Consider the following 11,992-nt stretch of genomic DNA (forward strand, 5'->3'; position numbering starts at 1 on the left):
AATCATAGAAGAGAACAAAAAACTATACAACAGGAGCTTTGTCTGAACATATGGCGAAATTGATTTTTTACTTATTTTTAAGAGTTATTAGAGCTAAAAATAATTTGAAAAATTTCTATTTTTTACTTTTTGCTAGGATTGTGCGGATAAGTTTGGTGGAAAATTTATAAATGAGGGTTATTACCGTTCTTTGGAAGAATGAGTTAGGGTTGCGAATTTCTTTTTCTAGCACCGCCCCCTTAGTTTCCAGGAAGGCGTAAAACGTAATGTCTGAAAAACCCAAGGTCGGAGTATTCATATGCCACTGCGGATCAAACATTGCGGGAGTAGTTAACATACCCGATCTTGTTGAATCCATTAAAAAAATGCCGAATGTTTACGTTGAAGCTTACACCTACATGTGTTCTGATCCCGGCCTTAAAATCATAACTGACAAAATAAAGGAAGAGCATCTCGAGAGGGTGGTTGTCGCATCCTGCACACCCAAACTACACGAAAAACTCTTCCGCGAAACCCTAGAGGAAGCCGGACTAAACAAGTATTTATTAGTAATTGCCAATATAAGAGAACAGTGTTCATGGGTACACAAAGGAGCTAATAAAAGGGCCACGGGTAAAGCGGAAGACCTTATAAAAATGGCCATTGAAAGAGCCAGGCTCATGAAACCACAGCCAAAACACACAGTGCCCGTAGAAAAAAGAGTTCTGGTGATAGGAGGAGGGGTGGCGGGAATAACCGCTTCCATTAATATGGCAGAAATGGGAAACGAGGTTTACCTAGTTGAAAAGAATCCCAGTATCGGGGGACACATGGCACAACTAGACAAGGTTTTTCCCTATCATGACTGTAGCATATGTATACTAGCTCCCCTAATGGTGGAAGCAAACAGACATCCCAACATTAAACTAATCACATACGCGGAAATTGAGAGCGTATCTGGTTGGATAGGCAATTTCAAAGTACGAATAAGAAAAAAGCCCAGATACATAAAGGAGGAGGAATGTACCGGCTGCGGAATCTGCGCTGATTTTTGTCCAATAGAGGTCCCAAATGAGTTTGATTGCGGATTAGGGATGAGAAAAGCGGTATACATGCCTTTTCCCCAGGCCACACCCACTGTTTATACCATTGATCCAGAGCATTGTGTGGGTTGTCGAAGCTGTGAAGCGGTTTGTAGCCGGGAGGCAGTGGATCTAAACCAGAAAGAGGAGATAATTGAGAACACATTCGGAGCAATAATTATTGCCACTGGGTTTGATCCCTTCGATCCCGTAGTCAAGGACAATTATGGTTATGGGAGATTTGATAATGTAGTCACCAGTTTAGAACTGGAGAGAATGTTTTGTGCCTCTGGACCCACCTTGGGAGATGTTGTAAGACCATCGGATGGCGCAATCCCTAAGAGAATAGTCTTTGTGCAGTGTGTGGGTTCCCGGGATGAAAGTGTTGGAAAATCCTATTGCTCTCGGGTTTGTTGCACCTACGCCGTGAAAGAAGCCAAGGAAGTTAAGGATCATGTTCTAGATTCTGAAGTCTATGTGTTTTATCAGGATATGAGAACTTTTGGTAAAGGGTTTGAAGAGGCTTACCAAGAAGCTATGAGTGAGTATAGAATCCGATTCATAAGAGGTAGAGTAAGCAAGATACTCGAGAAGCCGAAAACCAAGAACCTCATTGTCAGAGCAGAGGACACCTTAAGAGGAAAACCAGTAGAGGTTGAAGCAGATCTAGTTGTTCTATCTGTTGGTTTATCCCCCCCGAATGATCAAGAAAAGCTTCTAGAAAATATTCTGGTTCCCCTAAGCAGCGATGGTTTTATTCTGGAACGCCATCCTAAACTAAGACCGGTTGAAACCCAGATACCGGGAATCTATGTTGTAGGATGCGCCCAGGGCCCCAAAGATATACAAGATAGTGTCTCTCAAGCCGGAGCGGCGGCGGCAAAGGTTGCCGGCTTGCTTTCAAAGGGTGAGGTGGAAATCGAACCCTATGTTCCGGTTTTAGATCCTGAAGAATGCTTTAAATGTGGCATATGCGCTACCGCGTGTGACCGAGGAGCAATCTCAGTTGACAAGGAGGGAGTAACCATCAGCGCGGTGGGATGTGAGGGATGTGGAGCGTGCGCAGCGGCGTGCCCATCGGGAGCACTACAAATCCCAATATCCACAGATGCACAAATAACGAGTCAAATAGACGCCACCCTGGAGGAGAAAAAAGAGTATCCGCTCATAATAGCTTTTCTCTGTAATTATTGCGCATACGAGGCTGCAGACACCGCAGGGTTAAACAAGGTTAGATATCCCACCAATGTTAGACCTATCTGGGTCATGTGCAGCGGAAGAGTGAACCCGCAGTTTGTGCTTGAAGCCTTTGAGAAAGGGGCGGATGGTGTACTCATAATGGGATGTTATCCCCAAGACTGCCACTTTCGGACGGGGTTCCTGAAAACCCAGCGCAGAATAGATGTTCTAAAGGAAATGCTCAAATCAATAGGAATTAATCCAAAAAGGCTAAGGCTAGAGAGCACCTCAGCATCAGAGGGCAAAAAGTTCGCCAATGTGATAAAAGAATTCACAGAGGAGCTACGTAGTTTACCCACTATCGGTTCAGAACTTTTAGAAAAATCTATGTGAGGTTTCCCCCATCCAATATTTTATCTCCAAATTCTCTAAATATTATTTTTCTAAAAGATAAAAAAATTTTAATCAAGAAAGTAACTTTAACTAAAATTTAAATACTACTTGATATAATTATGTAAAAATATATTCGTTAGGAGGAAGGAAAAATGAGTAAAGATGATATAGTTCTTTATGAAGTAAAGGATAATATTGCATATATAACTTTAAATCGCCCTGAACGTGAAAACCGTTTGAATAAAGATTTATGCATTGAATTAGGTAAATCTTGGAAAAGATTCGAAGAAGATCCTGAAGTTAGAGTGGCTGTTCTAAAAGCTAATGGTGATGATTTCTGCTATGGTGCAGATTTAACTGAAACAGGACTTTTGGAGTACCTTGCCCTAGCATTTCCAGCGAATGGTACAGAAATATTTAAGCCAATTGTGGGAGCGGTACATGGACGAGTTATCGGCAGCGGGTTTGGTGTGGCAATACATGGTACCGATATAACAATTGCCGCTGAGGACACCGAATTTATTTTTTATGAACCAAGGGTGGGCATAGTAGGGACAGTTCTTGAGTACACGCCCTATATGCCATTCAAAGTAGGGCTTGAATTTTATTTAACAGGGGAACCAATGAGCGCCCAAAGAGCCTATGAGGTGGGTTTAGTGAACAAAGTTGTTCCAAAAAAGAATCTAGTAGAAGAAGCCACCAGATTCGCTAATATATTGAAGAGGAATGCTCCACTATCGTTAAAATCAATCAAGTATGGGCATTATAAAATAATGGATACCACTGCCAGACGAGCCAGAAGAGAATTTAATACTTACATTAAAACTCAACTAGAGAGTGAGGATTTCCAAGAGGGTATTAGAGCGCTTTTTGAAAAAAGAGAACCAAAATTTAAGGGTAAATAAAATCTCCGAGAATAATACGAAGAAAATTTATATGAATTAGTATGGAAAACGCAGAAGACAATACATCAAAACAACCACAAATAAAAACACTGAATGAAAACCTAACCAAGAAATCAGGACAACCACTACGATAATAGATCCTTTAAAAAAACCCAAAATTACCACAAGAACAGTACAGCCAAATTCTTAAAACATAATATATTTGTAAACCCAAGTGCAGAGATGCGGATATTTTAAGTGGAAAGTTTATAAATGAGAGGAAATACCGTTCCCTTGAAAAAGGGTAAAAACAGTATACGAAAACCACACCAAGACTATGTACATCAAACCGGCCATAAACTAATAGGTAAACGATATGCCGCTCAACTAAACCCACAATCATAATTGAGGATTTTTCTAAAAGAGTAGGGATGATAAATTTTGAGTGAACAAGTAGAATTAGAAATTACAATGGATGTTGAGGGCGACAGACTGATTTTCAAGTGGAACACAGAAAAACTGAAAAAAACACTGGACTATGATTCTTCCCGATGCTCGGGCTGTGGTTTGTGTAAGCTGGTTTGTCCTTGTGACTGTATAGAGATGGGTCCGATACCAGAGATAGCCATGGGGGAGATTGATGCCCCTAAGGTGATGGTTGATCAAAACGAGTGCAGCTACTGTGGACTATGTTCAGCGGTTTGCCTAACCAAAGCCATGAAACTGAAAATGGATGATGAATATATCCAAGAAAATCCAGACTACCCTCAGTTTGTTAAAGACATCGAAATAGACAAAGAAAAATGTGTCCCTTGCCTGCTTTGCGAACACGTCTGCCCTAATAAATCCATTACCGCAGAACTTAAAATTCCTAAAAAAGAGGATCTGGTTATATACGAGGAGGAGCCGGGAAAAATAGAGGGAGAAATCACCATAGATAAAGACAAGTGTACCTACTGCGGACTCTGTGAGAGACTATGCAATGCCATAGAGATTAGCTGGAGAGATGTAACCCCCAACAATCCAACACCAGGATATGATATTAGAGTAGTTGAAGACGAGTGTGACTACTGCGGGCTATGCGAAAAAATTTGCCCTGATGAAGCCATCAAGGTCAAATGCAAAACAGATGTTAAAAGAGAGATTAAAGAGTTAGAGTGGTCTGGAGACATTAAAGTAGATAGAGAGAAATGCTTAACTTGCGGATGGTGCAAAGCGGCTTGTCCCCGAGATGCTATAAGTGTGACTAAAGCCTTTGAAGGAGAGATACGCCTACACAGTCCAGAAAAGTGTGATCCTGTAGGCTGTAAGGCATGTATAAACATCTGTCCCTCCAAGGTTTGGTACATTCCCGAAACACTTGAAGAAAAAGAAAAATTTGAAAAAATAGCATTTAACCAAGACTTTTGCGGTTTCTGCGGAGCATGTGAAAAAGCCTGCCCAAAGGATATCATAGAGGTTGTCCGCAAAGATGTTCGCTACACCAAGCCCAATGAAACCCCCTGGAGTAGAATGTGGGAGCAAGCATTTCTGAAACTGGTAGGCAAAGCCGAAGAAGTGCCCAAAATACGCATAGTAAAAATCCAGCACGAAGAGGAAGAGGAAACCCCAGTCATCGAGGATAAAATTCCGGAACTAACAGCGGAAATGAGGGGCAAGCTATCTAAAAGCATTAAAAAAGCAAGAGAACTACTAAAAGAAAAGAAGACAAGAATGCTCACAGAGAAGGGAAAAACAGAGAAAGTCATAGAACACGTGAAGAAAGAGCTGGAGGTAGCACAGTGACAACAAATGAGAAAATAGTATCATCCTCAGAAACATGGAGTTGAAAATTCTTCGACAAAGTAGCAGGACCCGACAGCAAAAATATTGAACAACGCTTCCAGTGTTCAATCTGTGTAGGTGACTATTTCCTCTTATGGCAATAAAAAGTTTTACGTGTAAGCTGGTTTAACCATATTCCTTATATATTCTTACTTATCAAGCTAAAAAAATCTTCAAATCCTTCGCATCAAGTATGATATGGTAATCTTCAAGCAATATTCACCCATCTCCAAACCTTCATTATAGTTACCAAGAAACTTCCGTATTTTATTACCTTCACTAATAAACATAACCTAAGTGCTGAATGGGAACTAGTGGTTTGAGCCTTAGAGGAAAATGTTGAAAATGGAAGATAAACGAATAATTTTAATGCAAAATTTATAAATGAGAAATATCACCGTACCCTGAAAAAAAAGAAAAGATTACAAATCATTTATTTAGCAAAGCCATAAGAAAAAATAAAAAAATATAGAAGCATACTAACAAAAAAACCGGAGGTGATGCTACGACAACATCCAAGAGTGAAACACCACACTCTGAAAACTGGAACTGGAAATTCTTCGACAAAGTAGCAGGACTCAACAGCAAAAACATCGAACAATGCTTTCGCCTGCGGAGAGTGCGTAGGAGACTGCCCCAGTTCGAAGAATTCTAGTTTTAATTTCAGAAAAATTATTTACGATGTGGCTCTGGGAGAGGAGGAGAAGGTACTAGGCAGTAAGGAAATATGGTACTGTTTTCAGTGTTTCTTCTGTACAAATAAATGTCCTTGGAAAATAGGTATTCCTTATATTATTTCTCGGCTGAGAAAGATGGCTTTGGAGAGGGGTTATGGTTGGGATTTAATAGAAATCTTGAGTGGTGTGGGTAAGAATCTATTGGAAAGTGGGTTATCGATTAGCCCTCGAGATTATGCTAGATTGGATCCTAAAAAAGCGGAAAGGGAATTGGCTGAAGCTAGGTTAGATATGGGTCTTCCGGAGAAATATGAGGTATCTGATGAAGCATTGGGGGAGTTAAAGGTTATTTTGGAGGAGACTGGTTTTAAACAGGGGTTGGAGAAGCTGGAGGAGAGGGTGAAAGAGTTGAAGGAGAGTTCTGAGAACTATTGAAGGGTGTTTTTAATGGTTAATGTTGAGAGACTCGGGAGGATTCCGGATGGTGGCCCATTTTTCTATTTTAGGGGCTGTTTTATTAATAATGTTTATCCGGGGATAGAGGCTGCTACTAGGTTTGTGTTTGAAAAGTTGGGTGTAGATTTTGTTGTGAGTGATGATCAGACTTGTTGTGGAACTCCCGAGTTTTATTCTTTAAATGCGGATACTGTGCTCGCAAGTTTGGTGGGAAGAAACACCAGTATAATTTCTAAAAAAACTCCTTTTGTAATTACGGATTGTAACGGGTGTTATTCCTCTTTTCATATGGCTGAGGCTTTGATGGAGGACCCCGCTATAAGTGTTAAAGTTAATAAGATTCTTAAAAAAATTGGTAGAAAGTTTGAAAATGTTGAAGTGATTCATATTGCGGACTTTTTTTACAAGAAAATTGGGGAGATAGTAAGAAAAACTACTATGACTCTGGGAGATACGAAACTAGCGGTGCATTATGGCTGCCATTACTCGCATGTTGATGGGGAGAAGGGTTTGGATAGTGTAGAAAATCCTTCCTTCATAGAAGAGATGATTCTGAAATTGAAAGGAGAGCCTATAGAGTATACCGAAAAAATATTGTGCTGTGGTTTTGGTGGCATACAACAAACGGTGCACAAAACAATATCTTACGCTGTGACCCAGAAAAAGCTGGACAGCATATCTGAGGCTGTGGCAGAAGCCATAGTTGTTATATGTCCCTACTGCCTAAATGTGCTCGATAAGTATCAGGGAAACCTGCTGGATGTTGAAATGTTGGACTATCCGCTTCCGGTTATTCACCTATCCCAACTATTAGCTTTGCTAATGGGTGCAGAACCCAGAAAGCTCGGATTTGAAATGCACAGAATACCGGTAGACAATATTATTAACAAATTAACTCCAAAGGAATCCATAATAACACAATAAAATAGTTTACTCCAAAAAAATTATGCTAGATTAACATACCCGATCCATGAACCAAAAAGTTTATTGTGAATTTTTAATGGTATTTTCTTAGGTGTTTTGATGCCGACCATCGATATTATCGCTCGTAAATTAGTAGATATCGATCCCGATCTTTCCTTAATTTGCTGGTTAATACTTTTATGGCTTTATTCGAATCCTTCAGATTCTGGTAAACGCTCCTTAACTTCTCTTCAAAAAGCTTTGAGACGGGTCTCAGACTTTCAGAAACCCGACGGAGATGCTGCACTTAGTGAAACACAGTTCGAACAAATGATTTTATCCTCATTAAAAAAATTAAAGGAGAGAGGATTTGCAAAAATATTCTCATCCGGGGAAAGACAGGTAACAATCGAACTCACCGCGGAGGGAACAAACTTTTTGGGAAGCAATCTCTCACTATCAGATAAAAATTTTCTAAGAGAGTATGGAATGTTAAAATAGGTTCCTACCTCAACCTATAAATCAGCACTAGTAAACTTACCATTTTTCGTAATGTAGGATTTCCTTTAGTGGTATGCGTGGGGGCATCCTAGGCGATTCTCCGGGAACACCAATAGGCAATATCACAACCGGCCTAATATTTTTTGGAAGCCCTAGAACATTCGACACTGCATCATCGTTAAACGCTCCAACCCAGCATCCCGCTAGTCCCATCGCTGTTGCAGCGAGTAGTATATTTTGTGTAGCTGCAGCGGTGTCCTGAAGACTGTAGAACTCTGCACCTCTATCCCCGTATCTTCTAGCTGTTCGTGGTTTATTGGCACACACCACAATAACAACAGGAGCCGTTGCGATGAATGACTGGCCCAGTGCAGCTCGAGCTAAGGCTTTCTTTTGGTTCTCATCCCTAATGATTATGAAGTCCCAGGGTTGCATGTTTCCTCCCGAGGGAGCCATGATCGCCGCTTCTAGAAGTTTTTCCACCTGGTCTTCAGAAACATTCTCAGGCTTATAACGTCTGGTACTTCTCCTCGTTTTTATGGATTCAAAAACATCCATTACAAATCTCTCCACATATTTTTAATCCTCATAATTCACTTATTTTTCAGCTAATAAAAATGTCTCCCTATACTCCGCTAGAATTAAAAATACTGCCACGTACTAAAGACTAAAACAGAATCAAGTAGTTACTTGAAAATTTTGGGAGCGACTCTCACCCTTGGAAAAAGAAACCATAATTGTATTAGATTTCGGTGGTCAATATACTCATCTCATTTCAAGGAGAATTCGTGAACTAGGTGTCTACTCAGAGATAAAGAGTTATGATACTCCGCTGGAGGAGTTAGAAAAAATTAGTGGAGTTAAGGGAATTGTTTTTTCAGGGGGACCTAACAGTGTGTACGAGAAGAATAGTCCTCTTGTTTCTAAAGAATTCTTTTCATGGTGTAAAGAGAGAAAGATTCCTATTTTAGGGATATGCTACGGCCACCAATTGATACCCTATATCCTTGGAGGAGCTGTAAAAAGACTAGAAAGGAGAGAGTATGGAAAAACTGTTCTCCACGTTGAAAATAGGGAAGATATTTTCCAAGGTCTGGAAGACACTGAGATAGTTTGGATGAGCCATGGTGACCAAGTATTAGAGCTCCCACCGGGATTTGAGAAAATAGGTCATACGGATAATTGCCCGATCGCAGCCTACCGAAACTCGACAGATAAGATCTATGGCGTTCAGTTCCATATAGAGGTACGCCACACGGAGAAGGGTAACAAAATTCTGGAAAACTTCTTAAAAATAATATGTGGAAGTGAAGCAACTTGGGGAATGAAAAACTGGATAGAAGAAACGACAAATAATATCAGGAAAAAAGTAGGCGCATCAAGGGTCATAATGGCGGTGAGTGGGGGAGTTGATTCTACAGTTGCGGCTATTCTTCTCCATAAGGCTGTGGGAAAAAATCTCCATTGTGTATTTGTAGATAACGGATTGTTGAGGAAAAACGAAGCACAGGAAGTCATTAACGGATTTAAACAGCTCAATCTGGAACATATCCATTTCGTTGACGCTGGAGAAAAATTTCTCAAGGGACTTAAAGGCGTGACCGATCCTGAGAAGAAGAGAAGAGTAATTGCTGACACTTTTATAAGAATTTTTGAAAAGAAAGCTAAGGAGCTTGAAAAAATCCACGGGAAATTCGAGTATCTGGGTCAAGGAACCATTTACCCGGATAGAGTGGAGTCGGCAGCTACAGGTAAAACAACTGCAAAAATAAAATCCCACCACAACGTAACCCTCCCTGAGGGCATGACACTGAAACTAGTTGAGCCCCTAGCATCCCTCTATAAAGATGAGGTTAGAAAAGTAGGCAAAATGCTGGGACTGGGTGATGATGTGATTTGGAGACAACCCTTCCCAGGTCCCAGCTTAGCTGTCAGAATAATAGGTGAAGTAACAGAAGAGAAGCTCAGCATTCTCCGCGAGGCTGACGCCATTATACAGGAGGAGATTCAAAAATCGGATTTTAAAAATAGTATATGGCAATCTTTCGCGGTTCTGCTGCCAGTTAAGAGCGTCGGGGTGATGGGGGATGCAAGAACCTATGAGAACGTTATAGCGGTGAGAGCCGTAGAGAGCGAGGACGCCATGACTGCTAACTTTGCAAAAATTGACTGGGACATACTAGAAAGAATTGCCTCTAGAATAGTAAATGAGGTTAGAGGAATAAATAGGGTAGTCTACGATATCACAAACAAACCTCCCTCAACAGTAGAGTGGGAATAAAAAATAGGTAGAACTTAGAAGGGAAGACCGTGTCTCATTCTCTCTGCCTTCCTCTCTTTTTTCAGCTCCTTTTTAATTGCTTTGTAATGCTTATCACAGAGATGAATCCTTTTGGGAGACCCCTCTATTTGAAGACCGGCTTTTTGCACCGCAGCCTCCACACTTTTCGATGAGAAGGAACGTTTAACCTTTTCTCCGCATGAAGCTATACTGCATGTTAATTCAGCTATCTTCCGTGGCATCAATTCAGCTTTCTTCTCTGTCAATTCAGCCTTCTTCTTCGGCGTTACTTTATCTTTCTTCTTCGACATATCGTATTTCCCCAATAGTTAATCATTAAATTGAACCATTTAAACGAAGTATTTAACAGTATTCTTTTCTTTTTCTTTTTGCTTACCAAATTTTTCCAGATAATCTATCCTTTTCAAAATTAAAAACTTCAAATGTGTCATTTTCATCTGTGATAAAAAGTCTTTTCGAAGCATCAACCTCTCCTATTATTTCCGCTGAAACCCCCACCCCGCTAAATATTTCGAGACACTTTGAAGCCTTATTCGGTTTGGAGGTCATAACCACACCGAATCCGGGATACATTCTAACCCATTGTTTCAAATCCATATCCGCAGGTTTGGGAATAGACAGAACATTAACACTACCACCCACTTGGCTGGCCTCAAGAAGCATGCCCAGGGTTCCCACAAGTCCAGGATTACTAATATCCTTAGCAGCAGAAGCCAACCTTTTCCTAGCAATGTTCCTCATAGCCTCGCATTTCTCCTCCACATACTCTGGATTTTTCCAAGAGGTAGAATCCCAAGCTAAAGTAAATTCTTCATGAACCTTGCCCTTAAGATCAACGGCAGCAATAATGACATCGCCCGGCTCTGCAGTATCACTATAAATAACCGCATTCTTAGGCACACGTCCCAAAACGGTTACAGAAAGCGAATAAGTAGGAGAGAAGGGATGAAGGTGCCCCCCAACCACAGGAACCCCAAATTTTTTACAGCCCAAGACTATACCGGCCATAATTTTCTGGGCTAAATCCATGTCTCCAATACTCAACATATCCAACAGAGCCAAAGGCACACCACCCTTAACCACCACATCATTAACATTAACCAGAACAGAACAGTATCCCGCAAACTCTGGCGCAGCCAACAAAAGCTTATGCCAGATTCCATCAGTCGCAGCCAAAAGATAATCCTCACCCCCAAAGTCGAGAATCGCGGAATCCTCACCAAAAGACCGCACCACACCAATCCTAGAAAAATCCAGAGTCTGACTCAGAGAGCGAGTAATATCAAAAATAGGCTTCTTTCTAGTAACACCCTCAAAGCTTCTAATAGACTCAGCCAAGCTTTCAAGACTCAAAAAAACACACTCCACAAACTACTTTCGCGAAAAAACTTTAATATTCACAAAAAAACCAAAACTCAGACTATAATAAGATGTCGGTCAATCCTAAGAGCCAAACAGCGAAAAACAAAATAACCCAAAACCATTAGTTTAATACAATAAAAAAAGTTGGCGAACCGTAGCAGGGGTGGAGGTGCTCAAAATTGAAGCACCGCCCATTCCCTTGCCCCGGACTTCAAATCCGTGGAACCCTGACGGGTTCGGGGTTCGATACACTCAACGATGAAAAGAGTGCGAGAATCCCCCGGTTCGCCGCCATAGCCAATTTAAGAATAAAAATGAAATTTTAAAAAGCGGTTTTTTAGCATATTAAATTAAATCTGATAAAAGAGGATGGAAAAATAAAAATATTAAATTAGTAAAGGGTTTACAACAGTAGGAAGATTTAATACTAAATAATACCATATATGGCTA

Annotated in this window: 9 protein-coding genes, 1 tRNA gene and 1 pseudogene; 8 read left to right on the top strand and 3 right to left on the bottom strand. The window is 40.6% G+C overall.

The window, feature by feature from the left end; all coding sequences use genetic code 11:
- The first annotated feature begins 266 nt into the window (after positions 1 to 266).
- The 6 genes and pseudogenes from ACUVXA_RS08705 to ACUVXA_RS08730 all read left to right on the top strand — a co-directional run bounded on the left by ACUVXA_RS08705 (position 267) and on the right by ACUVXA_RS08730 (position 7,878).
- Positions 267 to 2,633: a hydrogenase iron-sulfur subunit gene (locus ACUVXA_RS08705; protein WP_445870864.1), complete on the top strand. Its 2,367-nt coding sequence runs from the start codon at positions 267 to 269 to the stop codon at positions 2,631 to 2,633.
- A gap of 152 nt (positions 2,634 to 2,785) precedes the next feature.
- Positions 2,786 to 3,538, top strand: a complete 753-nt coding sequence (locus ACUVXA_RS08710; protein WP_445870865.1) for an enoyl-CoA hydratase/isomerase family protein — start codon at positions 2,786 to 2,788, stop codon at positions 3,536 to 3,538.
- Between the two features lie 420 nt (positions 3,539 to 3,958).
- Positions 3,959 to 5,302: a 4Fe-4S binding protein gene (locus ACUVXA_RS08715; protein WP_445870866.1), complete on the top strand. Its 1,344-nt coding sequence runs from the start codon at positions 3,959 to 3,961 to the stop codon at positions 5,300 to 5,302.
- Positions 5,303 to 5,961: 659 nt separating this feature from the next.
- Positions 5,962 to 6,453 (top strand): annotated as a pseudogene (locus tag ACUVXA_RS08720) (4Fe-4S dicluster domain-containing protein); the annotation flags it as partial.
- A gap of 12 nt (positions 6,454 to 6,465) precedes the next feature.
- Positions 6,466 to 7,398: a CoB--CoM heterodisulfide reductase iron-sulfur subunit B family protein gene (locus ACUVXA_RS08725; protein WP_445870867.1), complete on the top strand. Its 933-nt coding sequence runs from the start codon at positions 6,466 to 6,468 to the stop codon at positions 7,396 to 7,398.
- 99 nt (positions 7,399 to 7,497) lie between these two features.
- Entirely contained in the window at positions 7,498 to 7,878 is a 381-nt protein-coding gene (locus tag ACUVXA_RS08730; RefSeq protein WP_445870868.1) for a hypothetical protein, read from the top strand.
- A gap of 36 nt (positions 7,879 to 7,914) precedes the next feature.
- On the opposite strand, the gene ACUVXA_RS08735 is transcribed toward ACUVXA_RS08730, so the two are convergent.
- Positions 7,915 to 8,436 (bottom strand): nitroreductase family protein, encoded by a 522-nt coding sequence (locus tag ACUVXA_RS08735; protein WP_445870869.1) that lies wholly within the window; start codon positions 8,434 to 8,436, stop codon positions 7,915 to 7,917.
- A gap of 160 nt (positions 8,437 to 8,596) precedes the next feature.
- On the opposite strand from ACUVXA_RS08735, the gene guaA reads away from it, so the two are divergent.
- Positions 8,597 to 10,159, top strand: a complete 1,563-nt coding sequence (gene guaA / locus ACUVXA_RS08740) for a glutamine-hydrolyzing GMP synthase (RefSeq protein ID WP_445870870.1) — start codon at positions 8,597 to 8,599, stop codon at positions 10,157 to 10,159.
- A 14-nt stretch (positions 10,160 to 10,173) separates the two neighbouring features.
- Here the strand turns inward: guaA and ACUVXA_RS08745 are convergent, their stop codons facing one another.
- Together ACUVXA_RS08745 and ACUVXA_RS08750 are read right to left on the bottom strand one after the other, a co-directional pair.
- Positions 10,174 to 10,470, bottom strand: coding sequence for a hypothetical protein (locus ACUVXA_RS08745; RefSeq protein ID WP_445870871.1), 297 nt, complete (start codon positions 10,468 to 10,470; stop codon positions 10,174 to 10,176).
- Positions 10,471 to 10,552: 82 nt separating this feature from the next.
- Positions 10,553 to 11,533, bottom strand: a complete 981-nt coding sequence (locus ACUVXA_RS08750; RefSeq protein WP_445870872.1) for a methanogenesis marker 2 protein — start codon at positions 11,531 to 11,533, stop codon at positions 10,553 to 10,555.
- Positions 11,534 to 11,688: 155 nt separating this feature from the next.
- Between ACUVXA_RS08750 and ACUVXA_RS08755 the strand changes: the two genes are divergently transcribed.
- Positions 11,689 to 11,833: transfer RNA gene (locus ACUVXA_RS08755), tRNA-Sec, on the top strand.
- Positions 11,834 to 11,992: the final 159 nt, after the last annotated feature.

This window comes from Candidatus Jordarchaeum sp. (assembly GCF_052745115.1).